Origin of the sequence: Phenylobacterium sp., assembly GCF_965284355.1 — a bacterium.
GTDB lineage: Bacteria > Pseudomonadota > Alphaproteobacteria > Caulobacterales > Caulobacteraceae > Phenylobacterium.
Genome location: NZ_OZ260078.1, coordinates 3135639 through 3161351 on the forward strand (window position 1 = coordinate 3135639; position 25713 = coordinate 3161351).

Annotated in this window: 17 protein-coding genes; 8 read left to right on the forward strand and 9 right to left on the reverse strand. The window is 68.7% G+C overall.

The genetic code is table 11. From position 1 onward, the window contains the following. Positions 1-82: 82 nt before the first annotated feature. A complete protein-coding gene (locus ACQ66R_RS15390; RefSeq protein WP_430423421.1) occupies positions 83-532 on the forward strand; it encodes a FecR family protein in 450 nt (149 codons plus the stop codon). Next, a complete protein-coding gene (locus tag ACQ66R_RS15395; protein WP_430423423.1) occupies positions 532-1098 on the forward strand; it encodes an OmpA family protein in 567 nt (188 codons plus the stop codon). Before ACQ66R_RS15390 ends, ACQ66R_RS15395 begins: the two co-directional genes overlap by 1 nt. Position 1099: 1 nt before the next feature. Here the strand turns inward: ACQ66R_RS15395 and ACQ66R_RS15400 are convergent, their stop codons facing one another. The 4 genes from ACQ66R_RS15400 to ACQ66R_RS15415 all read right to left on the reverse strand — a co-directional run bounded on the left by ACQ66R_RS15400 (position 1100) and on the right by ACQ66R_RS15415 (position 6600). Next, a complete protein-coding gene (locus ACQ66R_RS15400) occupies positions 1100-3031 on the reverse strand; it encodes a CHASE2 domain-containing protein (RefSeq protein ID WP_430423425.1) in 1932 nt (643 codons plus the stop codon). A gap of 89 nt (positions 3032-3120) precedes the next feature. Continuing rightward, positions 3121-5346, reverse strand: a complete 2226-nt coding sequence (locus ACQ66R_RS15405) for a CHASE2 domain-containing protein (RefSeq protein ID WP_430423427.1) — start codon at positions 5344-5346, stop codon at positions 3121-3123. Beyond that, complete coding sequence (locus tag ACQ66R_RS15410) at positions 5321-6283, reverse strand: MBL fold metallo-hydrolase (RefSeq protein WP_430426321.1); 963 nt, start codon at positions 6281-6283, stop codon at positions 5321-5323. Before ACQ66R_RS15410 ends, ACQ66R_RS15405 begins: the two co-directional genes overlap by 26 nt. Before the next feature lie 5 nt (positions 6284-6288). Next, on the reverse strand, positions 6289-6600 hold the full coding sequence (locus ACQ66R_RS15415; RefSeq protein WP_430423429.1) for an STAS domain-containing protein: 312 nt from the start codon (positions 6598-6600) through the stop codon (positions 6289-6291). A 226-nt stretch (positions 6601-6826) separates the two neighbouring features. On the opposite strand from ACQ66R_RS15415, the gene ACQ66R_RS15420 reads away from it, so the two are divergent. From ACQ66R_RS15420 to ACQ66R_RS15435, 4 genes are all read left to right on the forward strand, one after another. Then, the gene (locus ACQ66R_RS15420) at positions 6827-8962 is read left to right on the forward strand and encodes an HWE histidine kinase domain-containing protein (protein ID WP_430423431.1); all 2136 of its coding nucleotides are present in this window, start codon (positions 6827-6829) and stop codon (positions 8960-8962) included. A gap of 198 nt (positions 8963-9160) precedes the next feature. Beyond that, positions 9161-12139: a TonB-dependent receptor domain-containing protein gene (locus ACQ66R_RS15425; protein WP_430423433.1), complete on the forward strand. Its 2979-nt coding sequence runs from the start codon at positions 9161-9163 to the stop codon at positions 12137-12139. 215 nt (positions 12140-12354) lie between these two features. Next, a complete protein-coding gene (locus tag ACQ66R_RS15430; protein WP_430423435.1) occupies positions 12355-15348 on the forward strand; it encodes a TonB-dependent receptor domain-containing protein in 2994 nt (997 codons plus the stop codon). A 369-nt stretch (positions 15349-15717) separates the two neighbouring features. Beyond that, entirely contained in the window at positions 15718-18891 is a 3174-nt protein-coding gene (locus ACQ66R_RS15435; RefSeq protein ID WP_430423437.1) for a TonB-dependent receptor domain-containing protein, read from the forward strand. A gap of 115 nt (positions 18892-19006) precedes the next feature. Here ACQ66R_RS15435 and ACQ66R_RS15440 read toward each other — a convergent pair whose 3' ends face one another. The 4 genes from ACQ66R_RS15440 to motA form a co-directional block, all read right to left on the reverse strand. Then, positions 19007-19414 (reverse strand): DUF6491 family protein, encoded by a 408-nt coding sequence (locus ACQ66R_RS15440; protein WP_430423439.1) that lies wholly within the window; start codon positions 19412-19414, stop codon positions 19007-19009. A gap of 63 nt (positions 19415-19477) precedes the next feature. Next, positions 19478-21259: a tRNA (5-methylaminomethyl-2-thiouridine)(34)-methyltransferase MnmD gene (mnmD, locus tag ACQ66R_RS15445; protein ID WP_430423441.1), complete on the reverse strand. Its 1782-nt coding sequence runs from the start codon at positions 21257-21259 to the stop codon at positions 19478-19480. Between the two features lie 71 nt (positions 21260-21330). After that, complete coding sequence (locus ACQ66R_RS15450) at positions 21331-21582, reverse strand: hypothetical protein (RefSeq protein ID WP_430423443.1); 252 nt, start codon at positions 21580-21582, stop codon at positions 21331-21333. Positions 21583-21808: 226 nt separating this feature from the next. Further along, positions 21809-22678, reverse strand: a complete 870-nt coding sequence (motA, locus tag ACQ66R_RS15455) for a flagellar motor stator protein MotA (protein ID WP_430423445.1) — start codon at positions 22676-22678, stop codon at positions 21809-21811. 107 nt (positions 22679-22785) lie between these two features. Between motA and ACQ66R_RS15460 the strand changes: the two genes are divergently transcribed. Continuing rightward, complete coding sequence (locus ACQ66R_RS15460; protein WP_430423447.1) at positions 22786-24087, forward strand: MFS transporter; 1302 nt, start codon at positions 22786-22788, stop codon at positions 24085-24087. A gap of 13 nt (positions 24088-24100) precedes the next feature. Here the strand turns inward: ACQ66R_RS15460 and ACQ66R_RS15465 are convergent, their stop codons facing one another. Next, positions 24101-25396, reverse strand: coding sequence for a lytic murein transglycosylase (locus ACQ66R_RS15465; protein WP_430423449.1), 1296 nt, complete (start codon positions 25394-25396; stop codon positions 24101-24103). A gap of 183 nt (positions 25397-25579) precedes the next feature. On the opposite strand from ACQ66R_RS15465, the gene ykgO reads away from it, so the two are divergent. Next, on the forward strand, positions 25580-25705 hold the full coding sequence (gene ykgO, locus ACQ66R_RS15470; protein ID WP_111513452.1) for a type B 50S ribosomal protein L36: 126 nt from the start codon (positions 25580-25582) through the stop codon (positions 25703-25705). Positions 25706-25713: the final 8 nt, after the last annotated feature.

The window sequence follows — 25713 nt, forward strand, 5'->3', positions numbered from 1 at the left end:
CGTTCGCCGCATCATGCGCAGGGGGGTCGGCTTGAGCGTCCAGCTGAGCTATGTCTTTCCGCGTGGGTGTCCGGAGAACCGCATGATGCGTATCTACGTTGCAGGATTGCTGATGGCCGCGTGCGTGTCGACGCCGGGGTTGGCCATCGCGCAGAACGCCGGCGAAATCGGCCGCATCAAGACGGTCACCGGCACGGCCACAGTCGTGCGGGGCAAGGCCCAGACGCCGGCCACGCCGGGCTACCAGCTCCTGGTCAGCGATGTGCTCGCCACGGGGCCGACCGGTCGCATCGGCGTGACCTTCGTGGACAACAGCCGCTTCGCCGTCGGGCCCAATAGCCGGGTCGCGCTCAGCCAGTTCGAATTCGACGACACGACCCATCGCGGCAAGTCGCTCACCACGGTGGACCGGGGCACGCTGGGCGTCGTTTCTGGACAGATCGCCAAGGAAAACAAGGACGCCATGAAGGTGCGGACCCCCACCTCGCTGCTGGCGGCCCGCGGCACCACCTTCGTCGTCGAGGTGAAGTGATGCGCCTGTTGATCACTCTGGGCGCCGCGGCGGCGCTGGCCGGCTGCGCCACCTCGAAGGTCAGCCTCTATCCCGACGCCGACGGCGCGACCGGCGCCGTGGCGGTGTTCGACGCCAAGTCCGAGGCCGAGGTGGGCGCCCTGACCCAGCCCAACACCTGGGCCAAGATCGGCGGCAAGTCGGTGAAGGCCCAGCCCGTGAAAGACAATCACGCCGCCCTGCTGGCCTGGCTGCCCGCGCCGCCGCGCCCCTATCGGCTCTATTTCATCCAGGGCACGACCGACATCACGCCCGAATCCGTGCCGACCATGGAGGCGCTGATGAAGGCTGTGACCGCGACGTCCGAGGTGCAGATCGTCGGGCACACGGACACCGTGGGCGCCTCTGAGCTGAACGAAACGCTGTCGCGCGACCGGGCCACCGAGATCCGCGCGGCGCTGGTGAAGCGGGGCCTGCCGGTGGAGAACGCCAAAGTGACCGGGCGAGGAGAGCGCGAGTTGCTCAACAAGACCGCCGACGGTGTCGACGATGCGGGCAACCGCCGCGTGGAAGTGATCCTGCGGTAGCTTAGCCCGGTCGGAAGACGATCTCGCAGGTCAGGCCCGTCGGGCGGGGCATCAGGCGCACCTGGCCGTCCAGATCGCGGGCCAGACCCTGGCGAATGACGCGTGTGCCGAAGCCGCCGCTGACGGAGCCGGAAACGGCCGGACCGCCGGTCTCGACCCAGCGAAACTCGATGCGGTCGCCGTCGATGGCGCGCCAGGCGATCCGCACGCGGCCGGCGGCGGTCGAGAGCGCCCCGAACTTCAGCGCATTGGAAGCCAGCTCCTGCAGGGCCAGGGCGAAAGCCAGCGCGTGGGTGGCGGTCATCGGCACCGGCGGGCCTTCGATACGGAAGCGTGTGCCGGGGGGCTCGTCGTAGGGGGCGGTGACGGTCCGCGCGACGTCGCCCAGTTCGGCGCGGTCCCAATGCACCTCGTTCAGCAGGTTGTGGGCCGCCGACAGCGCCATCAGCCGTTCGACGAACGCGTCGCGGGCCTCCTCGGCGTCGCGGTCGGGACGGATGGTCTGCATGGCCATGCCCTGGACCGTGGCCAGGGTGTTCTTCACCCGATGGTTCAGCTCGTTGATCAGCGCGCTCTGGCGGCGCTCGGCCAGCTGGCGCTCGCCCTCGAAGGCGGCCTTCAGGCGCGACTCGGCCCGGCGCCCCTCGATCACCAGCAGCGCCAGCATGGCCACGACGGTCGCAAGGCCGGGGGCGAACATCGGGAAGGGATCGACCAGCAGGTCGCGACTGAACGCCAGCGCGCTGGCCCCGGTCGCTGCGACCGTGACCGCCAGGGCGGAGCCGATCACCACCAGCATCGGCGCGCGCGGCACGCCCAGCCACGCGGCCAAGACGCCCAGCAGCGCCAGACCCCACTCGACCGGCGGCGCCCAGCCCGGTCGCGCCAGTCCCGCGCCGCGCAGGATGGCGTCTACCGCCTGCGCCTGGACGAAGATGCCCGACACGGCCCGGGCGCGGGGCGTTCCCACCACATCGGCCACGCCGGCGCTTGTGACGCCCAGTATGACCACCTGCCCCTTGAACAGGTCCGCAGGCGCGCCCTGGCGCATCAGGTTCACCGCCGAGGTGGTCTGGGTGCGTCGCCAATCCCCGAACCGCAGGGTCAGCTGGGCGTCGCGCCCGCCGGGCACACAGGCGCGGCCGGCGCAGACCAGCCCGTCGCGGAACTGAATTGCGGGCGCGTGCTCCGACGCCCGCGCCAGCTCCAGCGCGAAGCCCGGAGTCAGATGGCCGGCGGCGTTGGCGACCAGGGGCACGCGACGGACCACCCCGTCGGCGTCGCGGTCACCGTTGATCAATCCATGGCCCATCGCCGCGCCGTCGATCAGCGGCAGGTTGGTCACCACCTTCGGGAAGGCCAGGATGTCGGGCGGCGTGGCTCCCTTGAACGTGGCTCCGGGGGGCAGGGGCGTCGCCGTCTGCTCCAGGTCGTCGAACGAACCGGGCCGAACGCCCGCACGGGCCAACACCACCGGCAGGCGGCCCACCACCCGGGCGAACACCGCGTCCATCGACGGAAGCTTGCGCAGCTCATCGGCGGTGGCGGGCGGCAGCTCCATGTAGAGGCGCGCGAAATCGGTAGGGTCGGCGCGGTCGCGCTCCGGCAGCAGCACGTCGATGCCGATGGCGACGGCGCCGCGTTCGGCGATCTCTTCCACCAGCCGGGCCAGATAGAATCGCGACCAGGGCCAGCCGCCCACATCGCGCAGGCTCTCGGCGTCGACCACCACCACGTGCACACGACGCGAGACATCCGGCGCAGGGATCACGCGCTGGAAAGCGTCGAACAACGGCTGGTTCAGATTTGCGCCGGCCAAGGCCACCAGCACAGCCGTCACCAGTCCTGCGGCAAGGCCGAGGACGCGGATCCGACGGTGCGCGCGGGCGTCGGCCGGGGTGGCCGCCTCGGGCGCAGGCTGCAAATGCGTCATGGACGACGACCTCGCGACCCTTGGTGCGGCTTTACTCTACAACACACTCGTAGCGCGCAAGGCGGAACTGTCGCGCACCCGACAGTAGACTAGCTGGCGCCCGGTTTGAGGCTGACGGCCAGGATGGTGAGGTCGTCGCTGGGCTCGCCGCCCGCCTCGAAGGCGCGAACCTGGGCGACCAGGCTGTCGACGGCCTGCGAGATGTCGCCGGCGCGGGCCGCCGCCGCCATCGCCGCCTCGGCGCGCGCGCGGCCGAACAGCTCACCGTCCGGAGTCTGCGCCTCGGTCAGGCCATCGGTGAAGCAGAAGAGCACCTCGCCGGGCGCCAGGCGATGGGTCTCGACCGGGTAGGGGAAGGTTTCGGCCACGCAAAGCGGCGGCCCGCCGTCCAGGTCGACCTCACGGGCGACGCCCTGGGCGTCGACGATCACCGGATTGTCGTGGCCGGCGCAGACCATGTCGAGGCGGCCGTCCCAGGGCTGCAGCACGCCCACCAGCACCGACACGGCCATGGCCTGGCGGTTGTCTCGGCTGAGTTCGGCGTTGATCTCGCAGATGGCCGCGTCCAGCGGCGTCGCCGGCCGCATGAGCAGGCTACGCGACAGCGCCTTGGACAGAGCCATGAACAGCGATGCGGGCACGCCCTTGCCGGTGACATCGCCCACCAGGAAGCAAACGCGGCCGTCGTCGAAGCGGAAAGCGTCATAGAGGTCGCCGCCAACGGTCTTGGCCGGCTGCAGCACCGCATCCAGGTCCACCGCCGGCGAAATCCGCGACAGCTCCTCACGGGGCAGCAGCATCCCCAACTGGATTTCGCTTGCGGCCGCCAGTTCGCCAGAGATGCGCGCGGCCGACAGGCGTTCGTCCTCGAGTGCGGCCCGCAGGCGCCCTTGGACGCGTCGGCCCTCGACGAACAACGCGGTGACCAGCACCGCCGACGACGCCGCCCCGGGGACCAGCATCGGGTAGGGGTCGATCACCAGGTTGTTGAGGAAGGCGACCCAGCTGGCGGCGAAGGCCGCCACAACCTCGACCGCCGCGCCGGCGAGCACCGCGGTCATGGCGGCCCTTGGCACGCCGACCCATGAGATCAGCGCGAGCGCCAGACCGATCCCCCACTCCAGGGGCGGCGCCCAGCGGGGGCGGGCCAGGGCGGCGCTGCGCAGGATGGCGTCCACGGCCTGGGCCTGGACGAAGACGCCGTAGGTCTCAGGATCGCGTGGGGTGGTGACGACGTCCGAGGTGCCGGCGGCGGTCAGACCCACCAGGACGATGGAGTCCTTGAAGGCGTCGGCCGGGATGCCCTTCCGGAGCAGGTCGGCGGCAGGAAACGTGCGGTAGTCCTCGACCCGGTCGCCGTCGGCGTCGGGCGGGCGGCCGGCGAAGCGCAGTTCGATGCGGCCACCTGCGTCCACCGGGACCCGGTGCTTGCCGATGCGGATGGCGTCCAGCGCGGTCTTGTCGCCCTCCAGCTGGATCGTTTCGACGCCCTCAGCCACCCGGACCAGGTCCAGCGCCAGGCTGGGGGTGAGCACCCCGTGAGGGCGGCCCAGCAGCGGCACGCGGCGAATGACGCCATCCGCGTCCGGCGGTCCGTTCGCCAGTCCGTGGCCCAGCGCGGCGCCATCGATCAACTCCAGGTTCGCGACGGCGGCAGGGTAGTAGGGGATCGTCCGGGGGATCGGACCCTGGAACGCCACCTCGGGCGGCAGGGGCGCGACTTCGTCTCGGACGGCGCCCGCGGCGCTGTCGTACGACGAGGCGTCGACTCCGGCGCGGGCCAACACCACGGGGCTGCGCCCGATAACCCGGGCGAAGATGGCGTCCATCGACGGCAGGGCCGCGACCTCGGCGGCGGCGGCGGGCGACAGCTCGTCGGGATAGGCGGTGACGAATTCGCTGGGCGCCTGCCGGTCGGGCTCGACGAACAGGAAGTCGTAGCCGATGGCCAGGGCCCCCCGGTCGGCGATCTGCTCGGTGAGCCGCGCCAGCGCATAGCGTGACCAGGGCCAGCCGCCGATCGCCGCCAGGCTCTCGGCGTCGATGACCACCACCTTGACCTTGGCGCTGGCCAGGGGCGGCGGCGAGACCTTATGGTAGAGGTCGATGAGGGGCTGGCGCAGGACGGGGCCGAGCATCGCCACCAGCAGCGCGCCTGCCAGGGCGGCCATGAGACCGCCGATCCGGATGCGAACGCGCGCGCGGCCGTCCAGATCGCCGATCGCGCTCGGGGGCAGGACCGGCGCGCCGAACGGAAACCTGCGGGCCGGCTTCACCGGATCGACCAGATCAGACTTCGACCTCAAGTCCGTCATAGGCGCAGATGACCTCCAGCGGCGACCGATCGCCCCGGACCAACTCCTCGTAGCGGACGGATTCGGCGTGCATGCGCTGGACGTCTTCGTCGGTGTAGGTCGGCTCGTGGTGGAACAGCGCCAGGGTCTTGGCGCCGGCCGCGTGGCACAGGTCGACCGCGACGACGTTGGACGAATGCCCCCAGTCCTGCTTGAGGCTGACGGTGTCGCCCAGCGAATACATGGTGTCGCAGATCACCAGGTCGGCGCCGGCGAAGAACGCCTCGAAGGCGGCCTCGGCGTCCATGTTCTCGACCTTGTGCTCGCTGTCGGTGGAGTAGATCACCGCGCGACCGTTCTTCTCGAAGCGATAGCCGTAAGAGTCGTGGCTGTGGTGCTGCGGGGTCAGGCTGACGGTCAGACCTGCGGCCTCGAAGGTGACGCCCGGTTCGTGCACCACGAACTCGAACTTCGCCCGCAGCCAGTCGAACGGCACCGGGAACGAGATCTCCTCCTGCTGGCGTCGCAGCGCGGTTTCCGCGTCGGCGTGGCCCGAGTGGATCACGATGGTGGCGTTGGGGTTGAAGGCCGGCCCGAAGAACGGGAAGCCCATGATGTGGTCCCAGTGAAGGTGGGACAGGAAGAAGTGGTAGACGGCCGGATGCCCGCCCGCGATGCGGCGGAAGCTGTCGATGCCGAATTCGCGCAGGCCCGAGCCCATGTCGCAGATGACGAAGGCGCCGTCGGCCCCCTCGATCTCGACGCACGAGGTGGCGCCGCCGTAGGCGCCGTTGGTCGCGAAATCCAGGGTCTCTGCCGCGAAGGCGGCGGCCTCGGCCTCGCTGGCGAACGACCGGCCGCCGGCGGCGACCAGCGCCTTGGCGATCTTGGCCTGTATCGTGGTGGCGGTCAGCGCCACCGGCAGGGAGCCTCGCGTGCCCCAGAAACGCACCCGCATGCCGCTCACGCCTCGTCCAGGATCTCAAACAGCTTGTCGTAGCGGCTGATCTTCAGGATCTCGACCATCTGGGCGTTGGGCGCCGCCAGCTTCATGACCGCGCCTTCGCGCTGAGCCATGGTGAGCGCCCGAAGGCCGCGCGAGACCATGAAGTCCAGCTGCGCGAGGTCGACGATCATCATGCCGGCGGCCTTGGCTTCGCGGGCGGCGGCGATCAGTTCGGCCGTGAACTGGTCCACGGACTCGGCGTCGACACGGCCGATCGGCGTGAACACCAGCTTCCCGTCCGATCGCACGATCTTCGACGTAAACGTCATACCCACTCCCCGCGCGCCATGCCGCGGAGCCCCCCGAACCGAACAGCGGTCATCAGACTGCCGCTGCCGGGAGGGCCGGCGCAACAGGATTCGCGCCGTGGGTGCGCCGTCTGGTTGACCCGGAGCCCCCAGCCTAGGATCGTGGCGCCAGGAGCTTGGCTTTGCGCGGGGGTGGGGACCCCCCGCGCCCACGCCGCGACAGGAACGGGAGCGAGACGGGGCGCCGTTGAACAGGGCTCGACCCAGGACGGCCGATCCGACGCGTGTCGGGCTGGCCACCGTACTGCCTCTAAGCCGCGGCGAGCTATTCGCCGCCCTGGGTCTGGCGCTCGCCTATGGCGCCGTGTCGGTCGCCAGTCTGTACCTGCTGTTCGCGCCGAGCGCGGGTGTCACCTTCTGGCCGGCCGCAGGACTGGCGTTCGCAGCGCTGGTGGTTGGGGGCGCGCGTCTGTGGCCGGGCGTACTCGTGGGGCATCTGCTGGCCCTGGTCACGCTCGAAGGCGCGGTCGAAGTCAACGATCTCTGGGTGGCTGGAGCTTCGACCCTCGCTGCAGTCGTGCCCGCTCTGGCGTTCCGCCGATTGCGGCTGGACCCCAACCTGGCGTCGCTGAACGCCATCCTGGTCCTGGTGCTGGGCGGCGGCCTCCTCGGCGCGACGATCTCGGCGGGGCTGGGCGCGCCCTTGGTCGCGCCTGAGGGCGAGGCGGCGCGGCTGGGCGCCACCTGGTGGTTCGGCCACCTGGCCGGCGTCCTGGCGGTCGCGCCCGTCGTGCTGACCTGGCGGCGCGGCGGAGGGCCGGCGCTGGCCTGGCCCGAACGGCTGCACCTGGCAGCCGCCCTGCTGGTCACGGTGGCTGTCGCCTACGCGATCTTCGTCTGGGTTCCGCCCCAGGTGCTGCGTTCCTGGTACATCTTTCCCATCCTCGTATGGCCGGCGCTGGCGTTCAGCGTGCGAGGCGCCTCGGCGGCGTTGCTTGGTCTGGCGGTGGTGGCGTTCGCCGGCGTGATCGAGGGGATCGGCCCCTTCAACGCCGCGCCCGATGGACGCGCACAGGTGTTGCTCGCGCAGCAGTTTGTGTCGATTGTCTCGGCCACGGTGCTGATCCTGGCGGCCGTGGCCGACGAACGGCGCGGACGCGAGCAACTTCAGGTGAGCGAACGGCGACTGCGCGACGAGAGCGAAGCGCTGGAAATCCTGAACCGGACCGGCGCAGCCGTGGCCGCCCAACTTGACCTCGACACGGCGGTCCAGACGGTGACCGACTCAGGGCGCGCGCTGAGCGGAGCGCAAATCGGTGCCTTCTTCTACAACGTCATCGACGAGGTTGGGGAAAGGTTCACGCTCTTCGCGCTGTCGGGCGCGCCGCGCGCCGCGTTCGAGCGGTTCGGCCATCCCCGGAATACAGCGGTGTTCGCGCCCACCTTCTCCGGCGAAGGCGTGGTGCGGGTGGCCGACATCACCCAGGACGCGCGCTACGGCCAGAACCCGCCGAACCGGGGCATGCCCGAAGGCCATCCGCCATTCCGAAGCTACCTTGCCGTGCCCGTTCGCTCACGTTCCGGCGAGATCATCGGGGGCCTGTTCTTCGGCCATGAGGACGCGGGCGTATTCACCGTACGGGCCGAGCGGTTGATCGTGGGGCTGGCCAACCAGGCCGCGGTGGCGATCGACAACGCCCGTCTGTATCAGGCCGCCCAGCGCGAGATCGCCGAGCGCCGCCGCGCCGAAGAGCACCAGCGGCTGCTCATGAACGAGCTGAACCACCGGGTGAAGAACACCCTGGCCACCGTTCAGTCCATGGGCGCCCAGACCATGCGAAGCGACCGCACCCTCTCCGAGGCGCGGGAGGCGTTCGTCTCGCGGCTGATGGCGTTGTCCGCAGCGCACAACCTGCTGACGGCCGAGAGTTGGGAGAGCGCCGACCTCGAGGACGTGGTCCGCCTGGCGGTCGCGGCGTTCGACGAGCCCCAGGGCGGGCGCTTCAGCATCTCGGGGCCCGGCGCGCGCCTGAAGGCCTCCCACGCGCTGGGCCTGGCCATGGCGCTGCATGAACTGGGGTCGAATGCGGTGAAATACGGCGCTCTGTCCGATGAAAGCGGCCGGGTGAGCATCGACTGGACCCTGACGGACGACCTGCTCAGGTTCGTGTGGCGCGAGGTCGATGGCCCGGCCGTGCAGCCGCCCCTACGCCGGGGCTTTGGATCGCGCCTGATCCAGGAAGGCCTGGCCCGCGAGCTGAACGGCCAGGTCCGGATGGACTACCTGCCGGAGGGCCTGAGCTGCGAGCTGAGTTTCCGGCTGGACAGGGCTGAACAGGCGGGTCTGGAAGTCTCTCCAGAAACTGACGCCGACGTCATTTAAGAACGCGACGGGGCGTACGGAGAATTCGATAACGCTGCGTAACGCTATCCCTTACGCCACAAGGTGTTGCTGTGACGCCGCGATCGCGCACGATCTTGGTAGAACGGCGAAATTTCTGTAGCCGCGGGGCGGCAAACGCCTCAACTATTCTCCCACTCAGGATAGCCCACCACAGAGGCTGCCGAGGGGAGGAAATCGATGAATAGAGGCAGGTTCTTCTGCAGCACGTCGGCTGTCGCCGCGTTGTTCGCGCTCGGCGCCGCCGGGCAGGCCCAGGCGCAGACCCAGACGGGTCCCAGTGAAGTCAGTGAAGTTGTCGTCACGGGCTCCTTCATCCGGGGCACACCCGAGGACGCGGCGTTGCCCGTCGAGGTCATCAGCCAGGATGAACTGCAACGGCGCGGGTCTCCCACCACGATCGACCTGATCAAGAGCCTGCCGGTCAGCGGCCCTGTGCTCGGCGACTCCAACCAGTTCTCGACGGCCGCCCAGGGCCAGGTGGGCGCCGGCACCATCAACCTGCGCGGGCTCGGCAGCCTGCGCACGCTCGTCCTGGTGAACGGGCGGCGGGTCGTGTCTTCGGCGGGGGCCGGCAGCGGCGGCGTGGACACCAACATGCTGCCCGTCTCGGCCATCGGACGGGTTGAAGTCCTGAAGGACGGCGCGGCCGCCACCTACGGCTCGGACGCCATCGCCGGGGTGGTGAACTTCATCACCCGCACCAATTTCGACGGGGTCGAGGTCAACGCCGACTACCGCTACGTCGATGGCTCCAACGGCGACTACAACCTGAGCGCCGTCTACGGCAAGATGTTCGACAGCGCGAGCGTCCTGTTCTCGGCGGGCTACCAGCACCGCTCGCAACTGAAGACGACCGATCGCGACTGGTCGTACCGTCCGTACCTCGAAAATCCGTCAGGCTATTCCGTCCTCGGTCAGCCCTCCTCGTTCCTGCCGCTGAGCGCCACCGGCGCGCCGACGGCGGGCGTGACGCGCGACGCCAACTGCACGAACGTCGGTGGTTTCGCGGGCTTCTCTGCCACGACCCCCGCCTGCTACTTCACGTACATCCCGTTCGACAACCTCGTGGAGCACGAGGATCGCTACCACGTGTTCGCCCAGGCGAACGTCGATCTGAACGACAAGACCAAGTTCCACGTCGAAGCCTATTGGGCCAAGACCGACCTGCCGCGTATGCGGTTCTCGCCGGCCTTCCCTCCGATCCAGGGTCCGAACGGTCCCGGCAGCGTCGGAGTGTTCTCGACGCCGATCACCAACCCGGGCGCCCTGACGGCGCTGCAGCAGGCGGGCCTTTCGGCGGCCCAGATCGCGGCGACCAGCCGGATCTCACTCACGCTGTTCCGTCCGCTGGGGGCTGGCGGCAACGCGCTCTATGACAACGGCGGCCAGGTCGGCTATCGGAACTATGACATCTATCGCGTCGCCGCGGGCCTGACCGGCGAGCTGCCGTTCGCGGGCATCGGTTACGACCTGGGCGTCACCTATTCGCACACCCAGAACCGCCAACACACGCCGGACATCTTCATCGACAAGCTCCAGCGGGCCCTCAACGGCCTTGGTGGGGCAAATTGCCGGACCAACACGCCCGGCGCGAACGGCTGCCTCTACTTCAACCCGTTCTCCAACGGCTATGCGGGCAACCCGGCTCTCGGCCTGACCAACCCGGGCTTCGTGTCGGCGAACGCCAACAGCGTCGAACTGCTGGACTATCTGTTCGAACGTGGCTCCGAGACCCGTCAGCGCCAGGACCTGTTCGTGGTCGACCTGGTGTTCAACGGCGAGCTTGGCATCGAGCTCCCGGGCGGCAAGGTGGGTTGGGCGGCCGGCGGTCAGTATCGGACGACCGACTTCCAGTCGACGCTGCGCAGCCCGTTCCAGGACGTGCGGGTCACGCCGTGCCCGGTCCCGGGGACGACGAACTGCACCCTCGCCACCGGTCCTTACATCTTCCTGGGCCAGGGCTCGCCCCAGCAGCTGGAGGACTCGGTCTACGCGTTCTTCGCGGAAACCAACCTGCCGATCACCGACTCGCTCAATGCGCAGGCGGCCATCCGCTACGAGGACTACGGCGGCCTCACGGGCTCCACCGTCAATCCGAAGCTGGCGCTGAAGTGGCAGATCGTCGACAGCTTCGCCCTGCGCGGATCGGTCGGCACCACCTTCCGGGGCCCGACGCCGGGCAACCGTTCGACGAACTCGGTGACGGGCTTGTCGGGCATCCAGGCCGCGGGCAACAACTTCAAGTCGGTCGACTTCACCGGGAACCCGGCGGTCGGCCCCGAGAAGGCCTTCACCTACAACGTGGGCGCCATCTTCCAGACCGACGTCGGCGCCGGAACCCTGCGGGTCATCGCCGACTACTGGCATTTCAACATCGAGGACCAGATCACCACCGTGCCGGCCCAGGTGGTCGCGACCTCCGTCGGCGGCGTGGGTAACGGCACGCAGCTCGTGAACTGCAGCGCGGCGCTTCGGAACCTGATCACCTTCAACAACAACAACGCCTGCACCCAGGGCGTGACGGTCGGCAACGACATCCAGCGCGTCCGGTCCGACACTGTGAACGGCCCGCGGACCAAGGTGACCGGCATCGACGGCAGCATCGACTACAAGATGCCCGACGTGTTGAGCGGCGACGTCTCGTTCGGTGCGTCGTTCAGCCGGCTGGTGAAGTACGACATCGGCGAGTTCAGCGTGAATGGCGTCTTCATTTCGGCGCCCTACAAGGCGCTGGGCTTCACGAACTACGACCGGTTCCCCGGCACCGTCTCGAAGCTGCGCGGCGCCGCTTACGCCGAGTACACCCGCGACGAGCACAATCTGCGGATCGACATGACCTACATCGGCGGCGCGACCGACAATCGCGGCCCGACGACGGTCCAGACGGGCTCGTCCGCGAACTGCAACGTCGCCAACGCCCAGGCCGGCATCGCGACCAACTGCCAGCTGACCACCATCGGCCTGAAGGTGAAGTCGTTCTACAGTTTCGACGCCACCTATCGGATCGAGCTGCCCTGGGACACCACGGTGTCGGCGTCGGTGTTCAACATCTTCGACCGCGATCCGTCGGCGGCCCGCCTGGAGGCGTCCTACGACCCCTTCATCGGCAACCCCTACGGCCGCACCTTCAAGGTCGCGGTGCGCAAGAAGTTCTAGTCACCGTTCCGGGGACCTCCCGGATCGGACCTCTATCGACGCCGCCAGCTCGCTGGCGGCGTCTTTTTTTGTCCGCGACGCCGCGGTCGCCTCCGCAGAACAAAGATCAGCGTTAGGAGAACGCCGAGATTCTTGTGGCAAAGGTGAAATAATTCCCATCACTATCGCTCCACTCAGGCCGGCCCGCCACAGAGGCTGCCGAGGGGAGGAAAGCGATGACTAAAGGCAGGTTCTTCTGCAGCGCATCCGCTATTGCCGCGCTGTTTGCCCTGGGAGCGTCAGGCGAGGCCCACGCACAGGCCCAGGCCAGTCCCACCGAGGTCGGCGAAGTTGTCGTCACCGGCTCGTTCATCCGCGGTACGCCTGAAGACGCGGCTCTGCCCGTCGACGTGATCAGCCAGGAGGATATCGAGAAGCAGGGCTCGCCCTCGACCCTCGAACTGATCAAGAACCTGTCGGTGTCCAGCGGCGTGCTGGGCGACACCAACCAGTTCGACACTCGCGCCCAGGGCTCGGAAGGCTCGGGCTCGATCAACCTGCGGGGCCTCGGCGCCGCCCGCACCCTGGTGCTGATGAACGGCCGCCGCATGGCGCCCAATCCGTTCGCCGCCGGCGTGGTCGACACCAACACCCTGCCCCAGGCCGCGATCGGCCGGGTCGAGATCCTGAAGGACGGCGCCGCGGCGATCTACGGCTCGGACGCGATCGGCGGCGTGGTCAACTTCATCACCCGCCAGAACTTCGAAGGCCTGGAACTGGGCGGCAGCTACAGCCTGATCGACGGCTCGAAGGGCAACTACGACGCCTCGGCGCTGTTCGGAAAGATGTTCGACAACGGCAACATCCTGATCAGCGGCGGCTGGCAGCACCGGTCCGAACTGAAGGTCACCGACCGCAGCTGGGCCTCGCGGCCTTTCACGGAAAACCCGGAAGGCGGCTGGTCGGGCGGTTCGTCCACCACCGGCATCGTGCCGATCGCACAGACGGCCACGGGCGCCTGGGTGCCGATCGGCACCGGCGTCGCCGGCGTGACCGGCGCGGTGGACGTGGGCTGCTCGGTGCTCGGCGGCATCCCGGTCGGGGGTGGCATTCAGTCGTGCCGGTTCCACTACACCGAGTACGACAACTTGGTTGAGATGGAGAACCGCTACCAGATCTACGGCGAAGCGAACTTCGACCTCGACGAGAACAACAAGTTCCATGCTGAGCTGCTCTGGTCGAAGACCGACATGCCGAACTGGAAGACGTCGCCGTCGTACCTGACGCTGCAGACGCCGACGGCCACCACGAACCCGACCGTGGGTTCGCTGACGCCGGCGGTGCTGCTGGGCTGGTTCGTGCCGGCCAACAACCCTGGCTTCGCCGCCTACCGGGCCGCCAACCCGGGACTGGTCCCGGCGACGGCCACCGGCGCGCACCTGCCTGGGGTCCTCTATCGTCCGATCTCGTTCGGCGGGAACCCGATCTTCGAAGGGTCTGACGGTTCGTCGGAAGGCCTGCGCCAGTACGAGGCCTACCGCGCCTCGGTCGGCTTCAAGGGCGACACCGGGTTCATGGGCATCGGCTACGACGTGGCACTGACCTATGGCCAGGAAGTGGCCCGGCGGACCGGCTACGACACTGTGGCTTCCAGGCTGCAGCTGGCCTTGCGCGGGTTCGGCGCCCTGGCGTCCGGCGACGGCTGCACCGCGGCCGAGACCAACAACTTCACCACCAACGCCGGCAACAACGCCCTGGGCTGCTACTTCTTCAACCCGTTCTCGAACGCGGTCCAGTCCAACGCCATCACCGGCCAGACGAACCCCGGCTACAACGCCGCCGTCGCGAACAATCCGGACCTGATCCGCTGGTTCTTCCCACAGGTCTCCACCAAGCAGACGACCCGCCTCGTGGTCGCCGACCTGGTGCTCAACGGCGAGCTGCCCATCGAGCTGGCGGGCGGCGCGGTGGGTTGGGCGGCTGGCGCCCAGTTCCGTCGCGACATGTTCGACTCCCAGTACAACGGACTGAACGATCGCGCGGTCACGCCCTGCATCGACACCGTGGTCACCGGCACGACCAACTGCCCGGTCGCCAACGGCCCGCTGGTGTTCCTGGGCACCGCGGACGAGCAGGACCTCTCGCGTAACGTCTGGGCGGGCTTCGCCGAACTGGCGGTGCCGATCACCGACGATATCCAGCTGCAGCTGGCCGTCCGCCACGAAGACTATGAGGCGGTCGGCTCGACCACGAACTACAAGGCCACCGGCCGTTGGCAGCTGGTCGACTGGCTGGCCGTCCGCGCATCGGTCGGCACCACGTTCCGGGGCCCGCCGCTGACTTCGCTGGTCACCTCCAGCGTCACCGGCCTGTCTTTCATCGCCGGGTCGTTCCGGGCGATCGACTTCTTCGGCAATCCGGACCTGAAGCCCGAAGAATCCGACACCTACTCGGCGGGCGCGATCTTCAACGTCGGCAACTTCAAGGCGACGGTCGACTACTGGCAGTTCGACTTCAAGAACCCGATCGTGGGCGAACCGTCCGGGTCCCTGGTGAACACCATGTTCCCGGGCGGCGCCGCCACCCGCTGCGGCACGCCTGAGTTCGCCCGCTTGCAAGCGCGCTTCACCTTCCAGGGCGCCTGCTCCACGGCCACCATCGCCCGGGTCCGCACCCAGGTCGTCAATGGTCCCAAGGTGAAGACCTCGGGGATCGACATCCTGGCGGACTACGACTTCGGCGAGGTCCTGGGCGGCGAGCTCCGCGTTGGCGGTTCCGCGACCTACACGCGCGAGTACAAGATCGGGAACTTCACGGTCGAAGGCGTGACGGTCGAGCGCGCCTACGACGCGGCGGGCTTCCTGAACTATCAGCTGTCGGCGACGTCGCTGCCCGAGTGGAAGGGCTCGATCTACGCCCAGTACAGTCGCGGCCCGCACAACCTGCGCGCCACGCTGAACTACATCGACTCCTACAAGGACCAGCGCGCGTCCATCAATGTGCCGAACGCGGTCAGCGGCGTGGTCAACGGCGGCCAGACCGTGAAGTCGACCCTCATCGCCGAGCTCGACTATCGTGTGGAACTGCCGTGGGAGACGACGGTCATCATCTCGGTCGACAACGTGTTCGACGAGGATCCCTCGTTCGCGCGTCTCGACCTGAACTACGATCCCTTCACCGGCAACGCGCTGGGCCGGGTGTTCAAGTTCGCGGTGAAGAAGCGCTTCTAGTCGCTGCGGCATTGTCGACTTCGAAGGCGCTGTCGGGTTCCCGACAGCGCCTTTTCCTTGTGGGACAAGGGAATGCGGCCGTCGCCGCGCCGTGGATCACGTGTGGCGCCGGCGCAACGTCCAGCACACCGGAGTTTCCCTATCGCGTGAGTGATCAGCCTTCACTCTCGGCGAAGCAACCGCCCGATCTCGCTCACCATTCCAAATTCCCGAGCACATTTCGGAACATAGGTATTGTTCGCAACTGCGGTACGTTTCCGTGGCGGAATTTCCTGGCGCGAAACGCAATCTCGTCGGATCATCGTCGGGCCACGCGCTGTCAAACCACGCACGCGAGATGCGGGTGCGGCGCGGAGGGGAGGAAGTAAAATGATCAAGCGCAGATATTTCTGCGGCGGCTCGACCCTGGCCGTCGCCCTCGTTCTCGGTCTCGCCGGCAATGCTCAGGGGCAGACCCAGAGCTCGTCCGACCCGGCCGAGGTGGCCGAGGTCATCGTCACGGGTTCGTTCATCGCAGGCACGCCGGAAGATTCCGCGCTCCCAGTGGATGTGCTGTCGACCAAGGATCTCGAACAGCAGGGATCGCCCACCATCGTGCAGCTGGTGAAGACGATCACGGCGTCCCAGTCGTCGCTCGGCGAGTCGAACCGCTACAACGGCGGCGCCGGCACCGCGACCATCAACCTGCGCGGCTTCGGCGCCGCGCGGACGTTGACGCTGATGAACGGCCGGCGCCTGGCGGACAGCCCCGCCGCGGCGTTCCAGGGTGGCGGCGCCAATCTGAACTTCATCCCGACCGCCGCGGTCGGCCGCATCGAGATCCTGAAGGACGGCGCGGCCGCGACCTACGGCTCGGACGCCATCGGCGGCGTCGTGAACTTCATCACCCGCAAAGACCTGGACGGCCTGGAAATCGATGGCGAGTACAGCCTCATCCAGGACACCGACGGCGACTACAACGCGAACGCCGCGTGGGGAAAGAAGTTCGACAACGGCAACGTCCTGCTGACGGCCGGCTACCGCCACCGTTCGCGCCTCGATATTCATGACCGCGACTTTGCGCTGAAGCCGTTCGACTTCGCCGGCTCGTCGGGCGCGGCGGGCTTCACGGGCGCCTCGAACCCCGGCTTCTATGTGGCGGGCGCGACCGCCTTCCGCGACAACGGCTGTGAAGAGCTGGGCGGGACGCTGACCCGCACGGTGACCTTCGCCAATCCGCTGGCGGGCCAGCCGAACCAGGGCGCGACCGTGGGCTTCGCGGTGCCCACCGGACCGCTCAACCCCATCACGTCGGGCACGGGCACGGGCTGCCGCTTCCAGTTCTCGAACTTCAATGACCTCGTGAACGAGGAGGATCACTACCAGCTCTATGGCGAGGTGAACTTCGACTTCTCCGAGAACATGTCGTTCCATGGCGAAGTCGCCTGGACCAAGAACGACACGCCGGTCCAGCGCATCTCGCCGTCGAACCTGACGGCGCAGTATCCCTCGCGCGTGGCCGATGGCGGCACCTCGTTCTCGCCTTCGGCGGCGACCGGCGCGAACCTCTCGGTGCCGTTCAACGTGCCGGTGAACAACCCCGGCTTCCTGGCGCTGGTGAACGACTGCCGCGCGCCCCTGACGGCCACCGAGTGCGCCGCCATCCGGGCGGGCGCGTTCAGCACCACGGGCGCGCAGCCCGGGGCGCCGGGCGGAGCCCGCGGGGTCGACATCGTACAATTGGGCTGGCGCGCGCTCTCGTTCGGCGGCAATCCCACGTATCCCGACGGCGCCGACCATCAGTCGATCGTGAACGAGGGCTTCCGGATCTCGGGCGGCTTCAAGGGCTCGATGTGGGGGGGCATCAAGTACGACACCGCCCTGACCTACATGGAGCAGAAGAACACCTCGACCACGCGGGACATCCTGGTCAAGAACCTGCAGCTGGCGCTCCGCGGCTTCGGCAGCAAGGACGGCGCGGCCGACCAGTGCACCGCCGCCGAGACCGCCAACTATACGACCGGGGCGGGCAGCGCGGCGCTGGGGTGCTTCTTCTTCAACCCCTTCACCAACGGGGTCCAGACAAGCCTGGTGAACGGCCAGGCCAACCCGTTCTTCAATCCCGCCGTAGCCAACGACCGCGACGTGGTCGGCGGGCTCTTCGGGACCTACACCAACGTGCTGACCAACCAGATCCTGGTGGCCGACGTGGTGTTCTCGGGCGAGACGGGCCTGGACCTCGGCGGCGGGCCGGTGGCCTGGGCGATCGGGGCGCAATACCGCTACTCGCGCGAGATCCGGAAGTACGGCCCGTTCTTCAACGCGGCTGAGAATCCGTGCCCGGACCGTCCGTCCTGCGCCGACGCGACCGGGCCGCTGCAATTCTTCGGCTCCAACGTCGATCGCGACGACGACGCCAACGTCAAGGCGCTGTTCGGCGAACTGCAGGTGCCTGTCACCGACGACCTGAACTTCAACTTCGCGATCCGCCACGAGGACTATCAGGGCGGCATCGGCTCCACGACCAATCCCAAGGTCGCTGTGAAGTGGCAGGCGACCGACTTCCTGGCCCTCCGCGGCAGCGCCAGCACCACGTTCCGCGCTCCGGGCCCAGGCCTGACCGGCAACAACTGCAACAACGGCGTGCGAGTGTTGGGCAGCGCCTACCGCGCCTTCCAGTCCTGCGGGAATCCGGACCTGAAGCCGGAGGAAGCTGACACCTTCAACATCGGCGCTATCGTCGAGTTCGGCGGCTTCCAGGCGACGCTCGACTACTTCAATTTCAAGTTCAAAGACGAGATCATCGAAGAAAGCGGCTCGCGCCTCTATGCGACGATGTTCCCGAATAACACCAACGTGAACTGCAATCAGGCCGCGTTCGCCGAGCTGCAGAACCGCTTCACCTTCGCCGGTGTCTGCGGGGCAGCCAACGTGGCGCGGCTGCGCAGTTTCGTGATCAACGGCCCGAACACCAAGACGTCGGGTCTGGAGTTCCGGGCGCAGTACGATTGGGACGGCTGGTTCGACGGCAACTGGGCCGTCGGCGCCGAGGCCACCTACCTCATCAAGTACAAGCGCGGCGCTGTGGCGCTGAAGGACTCGTCCACGATCAACATCGCTCCGGCCGAAGATCGGGCCGGCCTCAGCGACATCCTGAACGACTTCTTCTCGTACCCCGAACTGAAGGCCAACGGCTTCCTGGCCTATGTGCGGGACGGCCTGTCGGTCCGCTGGCAGACCCGGTACTCGGAAGGCACGTCGCCGGCGTTCGGATCCCCGTTCTTCGTGACGGTTCCGGACGCGGCGGCTACCACCGCCGGCGCCGCCTGCGCCTCTGTCTCGTGTGCGGGACGCACGCTCAAGGCGGTCGGCAAGTCCGACGACTACTTCCAGCACGACGTGATCGTGCGCTGGGAAGCGCCGTGGGACGTGACGATCACGGCCAGCGTCCAGAACATCTTCAACGAGGATCCGCCCTATGTGCCGTCGCCGTACAACTACGACCTGACCCAGGGCAATCCGCTGGGCCGCGTCTTCGAGGTCGGCTTCAGGAAGCGGTTCTAGCGTACCGAGCGGGAGATGGGCGTCGGGCCTCGGCCCGGCGCCGCCTTCCTCAACGGCTGCCTTTCCTCCAAGGGCAACTGGGCGTCGGAGCGATCCGACGCCCTTTCCTTTGGCGTCAGGGCCGCGCGTGCTTCGGCAGCGCCTTGGCCTCCTCGACCGTCAGCTTGCGGATATTGGCGACGGCGCAGCGCTGCGGGCCGATGGACGAGGGCGCTATGACCTCGGCGTCCAGGCCCGTGCAGATGTAGCTGGAGCCGCGCGACTTGATGGCGATGGTCTGGCTCCACTCCACGTCAGGACAGCGGCCCAGCATCTCCAGCTGGTAGACGTCGCGGACGCCGACCCGCAGGTTGACCACCTTGTCGTCATTCGACGCGAAGCTGCTGATGTTCCGCGCCCAGAAGCACTGGCGCGAGGTCTTCGCGGCAGGCTCCTCGGGCGACTTGGCGAACCCCGGCGCAGCGGCGCCGCAGAGCATCAGTCCGGCCGTGGCGGCGACGGCGAGGGCGATTTTGAACGACATGGCGACAGTCCTCTGGCCCCGAATGGTCTCCCCGACCGCGGAAGTATACGCGCACCCAAGCTGTCAGGAACCTGAACGACGGGCGGCTCGGCGGGCGAAACGATCGGGCGACACGAGGTCGGCCGCCGCGCGGCCGATCGGCGACGGGGCCGACAGGGCCAGGGCCGCAACGTGCTCGGCCAGCAGGGGCGCCAGGGAAAAGCCGCGGGAGCCGAAGCCGGAGAGGACGTAGAGGCCCGGGGCGCCCGCGGACCCGGCCAGCGGCAGGCGGTCGGGCGTCACTGCGCGGATCGCGGCGCGGCCCTCCAGGGCTGCGGGGTCGATCTTCGCCGCCAGCGCCGGCAGAGTGGCGGCCAGGGTCGCGAGATTGCGCTGGTGATCTTCTGGCCGCAGCTCGGTGGACTCGTCGTCGCGGTCGTGGGTGGCGCCGAACAGCAGGCCTTGCGGCGCGGGCAGGACGTATCCGCCCCACGCCGCCGCGGGCGCGGAGGCGCTATCGGTGGTCCAGCTCGCCTGGCCGCGCACGGCTTGCAGGGGCACGCCGGCCAGGAGCTCGCGGGAGGCCAGCGCGCTGGACACGACGACGCCGTCGGCGTCCGCGACGACGACGCCTGCCGGATCCAGCAGCCGCCAGCCACCGTCGATGGCCTCCAGCCGGGCGACCTCGGCGCGGAGGACCTGACCACTCCAGGCGGCCAGGATCGGTTCGGGTCGGATGACGAGGGCGCCGGTCTGGTCCAGGGCCCCGGTCGCGGCCTCGCCCAGTCGGGCGCTGGCGGCCTCGGGCGAGATCACGGCCAGCGCATCGGGTTCGAAGACGTCGGAGTCTGCGATCTTCGCGAACCGCTCGGTGTCGCGTTCGCCGGCGGCCAACTGCATCACGCCGCGCGCCAGCACCGCGCCGGTGACGCCGTCGTACAGATGTGTGGCGCGCGCATAGGCCTGGGCGAACAGTCGGGCGGCCTCGCCCAGACCGGCGTCGAGGCGGGGCGTGACGAGGGCCGCCGGGTTGCCCGAGCCGCCCGCGCCGGGCGTCTGGGCCTCGACGACCACGGCCTCGCCGCCCAGGGCCCGGACCGCACGGGCGGCCGCAGCCCCCGCGATCCCGCCCCCGATGATGGCGATGCGGCGAGCGGGCGGATCGACGGCCTCGCCCGCAAGGCGTGCTTCCAGTCGCTCGCGCTTGCGGCCGAAGCCGGGGCGCTTCTCGACTGTGAACCCCGCGGCGGCAAGCCCGCGGCGGACCTGGCCTGCGACGGTGAAGGTGGCGGCGCGCGCGCCCGGCGCCGAGCGCGCGGCGACCAGGGCCAGCACCTCATCCGACCACATGCCGGGGTTGGTCGCGGGCGAGAAGCCGTCGAGGAACCAGGCATCGGCCGGTCCCGACCAGCCGTCCAGCGCACTGGCCACGTCCATGATCGCGAGGTCCAAGGTGGCCGAGAGTTCCGGCAGATCCACGCGGTGGCGGCCACGCGCGCGGCCCGGCCAGCGAGCGGTGAGCAGGTTCGCGATCGGCGCAAGCTCGGGCCAGTGCGACAGGGCGCGGGCGGCTTCGTCGGCGGTGATCGGGTGGGCCTCGATCGAGGCGATGTGCAGGCGGCCGCCGGGCGGCTGGTTCGTCTGCCACAGCAGCAGGAGGGCGGCGATGTTGAGGCCGGTCCCGAACCCCAGCTCGGCGACCATGAACCGGCGGCGGCCGGCCCACGCCTCGGGGAGGCCACAGCCCTGGAGGAACACCGCGCGGCTTTCGGCCAGGCCGTCCTCGGCCGAGAAATAGACGTCGCCGAAGAGCGCCGAGCGCGGCTGGCCGTCGTCTGTCCAGGTCAGCGGACTGTCGGCCGCCATGAGCTATTCCACAAAGAAGAAGGGCCGCCCCAGAGGGCGGCCCTTCCGTATCGCTTTGAGCGAAAAGAAGCTTACTTCTTTTCCGGCTCGGCAGCGGCCGGAGCGGCCGGAGCCATCGCGGCGGCGTCGGCGGCCGGAGCGGCAGCGGCGTCGGCGGCCGGGGCAGCGGCGGCGTCAGCAGCCGGAGCAGCAGCGGCGTCGGCGGCCGGAGCGGCGGCGGCGTCGGCGGCCGGAGCTTCAGCGGCCTTTTCTTCGGGCTTCGAGCAGGCGGCGACGCCGAGCATGGCGACGGCGGCGGCGGCGAGCAGGAGTTGCTTGGTCATGTGAGTAGTCCTCTGGTCGGTGTGTCAGGCGCCGGTACGAACCTGCCAGAAGACAAGCCGCCCCCCGACGCATGCGTAGGGATACGCCTCACGACGGCGTGATAGCAAGCGCAAAACTCACGCGTTTGTGATCACTTTTTCAACCTTTACTGGGGGTGCGCAAGTGCGGCGCCCGCGGCGTGCAGGTCGAAGGGCGGTTCTGTGCAGACGCGGCTCAGGCCTGTGCTTACGCTTCGGCCGGAATGTTAGACAGCGCCTCTTCCAGCTCCAGGAAGCTGGGCTGGGCGCCGGAGGGGACGTTGCCACGGCCGATCTCCACCGAAATCTGGGCGGCGTTGCCGTGCAGGTGGGCAACGAGAACGGCCTGGATAATCTTGTAGAAGGCGCTCTCTTCGTCGACGACCTCCTTCATGCGGGCCGCCATCGGACCCACCATGCCGTAGGCCAGGAACACGCCCAGGAACGTGCCGACGAGCGCGCCGCCGATCATGCCGCCGAGAACTTCCGGCGGTTCGGTGATGGCGCCCATGGTCTTGATGACCCCCAGCACGGCGGCGACGATGCCCAGGGCGGGCAGGGCGTCGGCCATGTTCTGCATGGCGTGGCTGGGCGCCAGAGCCTCGTGGTGGTGCTTCTCGAGCTGCTTCTCCATCGCGTCCTCGACCTGGTGGGGATCCTCCAGGTTCATGGTCATCATCCGAAGGGTGTCGCAGATGAAGTCGATGGCGAAGTGGTCCTTCGTGATCTTCGGGAAACGCGTGAAGATTGAAGATTCGCCGGGGTTCTCGATGTGGCTTTCGAGCGCGATCACGCCCTTGGACTTCATGGTCTTGGTCAGCAGGAACAGGAGCGACAGCAGATCGCGGTAGTCCGCCGCCTTCCACTTCGGTCCGCCGAACACCTTGCCGAAGCCAGGGCCAACCCCCTTGATCGTGGGCAGCGAGTTGGAGATCAGGAAGGCCGCCACGGCCGAGCCGCCGATGGCCATCATCTCGTGCGGGAGCGCGTGCAGGATCACGCCCATGTTGCCGCCAGCCATGATGTAGCTGCCGAACACCATGCCGAAGAGCAGCACGAGACCGATGATCTGGAACATGGAAACCCCCGGAGAGTCTCGGGAACATGCCGGTTAATGCTTAATGCCCAGTGATCGGGAGCCTTTGGGGTAGGCGACGCGCCCTCGAACGCTTAAGCGAGGGGCCGATGTCCAGTGTGGCGCCCGCCCTTCCTCGCCGGTCGTTCGCGATCATCTTCGCCGTCTCGGCCGCGACGGCCATGGGCAATACCGGGCTGATCTCGGTGCTGCCGGCGATCGGCCGCTCCATCGGCATCGCCGACTGGATGGTCTCGGGCATCTTCTCGCTGTCGGCGCTCCTCTGGGCGGGGTCGTCACCCTATTGGGCGCGCTCATCCGACCGGCATGGCCGCAAGCCGCTGATGATGCTGGGGCTGTCGGGCTTCATGGTCTCGATGGCGCTCTGCGGCGGGGTGGTGAGCGCGGGCCTGCACCATCTGGCGCCGCCGCTCGTCATCTTCGGGCTGTTTCTGCTGGCGCGGGCGCTGTTCGGCCTGTTCGGCGCCGCGTCGAACCCGGCCACCCAGGCGTATGTGGCCGAGCGGACGCCGCCCGAGGGGCGCACCCAGGCGATGGCCAGCCTGGCCGGCGCGTTCGGCCTGGGCACCGTGATCGGGCCCTTCCTGGCGCCGCTGTTCGTCTTTCCCGTGGTCGGGCTGGCGGGACCGCTGTTCAGTTTCTCGCTGATCGCGCTGGTCATGCTGTTCATCGTCTGGCGCTACCTGCCCGACCAGAAAGTCCCGCTCGAGGCGCAACGCCCGCGCCGGCCTGTCGTGGGCGGGCCCAAGGCGCGCGGCATGTGGCGCGATCCGCGCATCCAGCCCTTCCTGATCTACGGCTTCATCGTCGCCACCTGCCAGACGGCTCAGGCCCAGACGCTGGGCTTCCTGATCATCGACAAGCTGCACATGTCGCCGGCCCAGGCGCAGTATTTCATCGCCATCGCCATGATGTTCGGCGCGGTGGCGGGGCTGCTGGCCCAGTGGGGTCTGATCCGGATGTTCGAGATGACGCCGCGCCAGCTGTTGCGCTGGGGCGTGGGCATCGCCGCACTTGGCAACCTGATCGTGGCGCTTTCGCCCGGCTACTATGGCGCGGTGGCGGGCTACGCGATCTCCAGCCTGGGCTTCGGCTTCGCCCGGCCGGGCTTCACCGCGGGATCGTCGATCGCCGTCGACATGGACGAGCAGGCTCGCGTCGCGGGTCTGATCGCTGCGGTGAACGGCATCAATGTGATCTTCGCGCCGGCGTTCGTGTTCGCCTACCAGCACTATGGTCCGGCGCCCTTCATCCTCAACACGGCGCTGATGGCGGCGATGCTGGTCTACGCCTTCCGCAATACAGCCCTCAAGAACGCCGATCCCCAGCCCGCGACCCGGGACGCGGCCTCGGTGGCGACGATCGAGAAGGCCGACGAGGGCGCCGTCTGACCGGGCCGAACGATCAGCCAGCCGGGGCGGCGGTCGCGGCAGAGCCTTCTTCGCGCAGGCGCCGGACCATGTCGGCCGAGAGATAGCCGTCGGCGGTCAGGCCCCGGGCCTTCTGCCATTCGCGCAGAGCCTTGCGGGTGCCCATGCCGACCACGCCGTCGGGCTGGCCGGCGTCGAAGCCGAGCGCCGTCAGCGCGCGCTGGGCGGTCATCCGGTCGACGAGGCTCAGCGGGGTTTCCTGCGGCCACGGGCGGATCGGCGGTCCCTCACCCGCAAACCGATCGGCCAGAAGGCCCACCCCAAGCGCATAGCTCAGGCTGTTGTTGTACTGGCGCAGGGCGAAGTGGTTGGGGAACAGCAGGAACAGCGGCCCGCTCGCCCCGGCCGGCGCCACCAGCTGGGCCTTGGCCTCGGCGTCGCCTGGGGACCAGGGCAGGCCGTCGGCCCGCTTCACGCCCTTGTCGGCCCACCAGGCCGGCGTCTCTCGCGGGCCCTCGGTCAGGCTGAAGTCGAAGCCCGGAGGGACCGAAACCTCCCGCGCCCAGCTTTGCCCGCGCACCCAGCCGGCCTTGGCCAGCAGGTTGGCGGCCGAGGCCAGCGCATCGGCGCGGCTGGCCCAGATGTCGCGGCGGCCGTCCCCGTCCTGGTCGACGGCTGTGGCCAGGAACGTCGACGGGATGAACTGGGTCTGGCCCATGGCGCCGGCCCAGCTCCCGCGCAGGCGCGCGCGCGGGTGCTCTCCAGACTGGATGATCTTCAGCGTGGCGATGATCTCGCCCTCGGCCCAGCCTCGACGGCGGCCCTGGGCGGCCAGGGTGGCGAGCGCGCGCAGGGTGTCGTTGTCGCCCTGGATCGACCCGAAGCCGCTTTCCAGAGCCCAGACGCCCAGCAGCACGTCGCGCGGCACGCCGTACTTCGCCTCGATGGCGGGGAACTCGGTCACGTCGGCATGGCGGCGCTGGCCGATGGCCACGCGGTCGGCGGTGACGACGCCTCGCAGGTAGTCGCCGATGGGCTTGGAGAACTCGGGCTGGCGGGAATCCAGCGCGCCGACCCGCGGGTCGGGGGTCAGCCCGGCCATTTCCCGCCGGAACACGGCCGGCTCGATCCCGGCCGCGATGGCGCGCGCCTCGAACTCGGACGCCCACTGGTCGAACACCAGGTCGCCCGAGGCCACAGGCGGGGCGATGGTGGCCTGGGCGTGCTGGGCCGCGGCCCCGGCGTGGGCCGCCATGGGCGTCGAGGCGGGGGGCGCGGCGGGCGAAGCGCAGCCGGCGAGCAGAAGGAAGAAGGAGAGACGTCGACGCATCCCCCGAATCTAGGGTGTGTTGGCCAGCGACCCAATCAAATCGGCGTCAGGCGGGGCAAATCGGGCTCGGCGGAATGGCGACGGGTCGCAGGCGCTCAGGTTGACTCGGCTACAGGCGACCCGTATATGCGCGCGCTCTTGTTCGCCAACCGGCCCCTCGGGGCCCGATTGAAGATTAGGTCCATGAAGGTCAGAAGCTCGCTCAAGTCGCTGAAGACGCGTCACCGCGACTGCAAGCTCGTGCGCCGCAAGGGCCGGGTCTACATCATCAACAAGACCGACCCGCGCTTCAAAGCCAAGCAAGGCTGAGCCGAAAG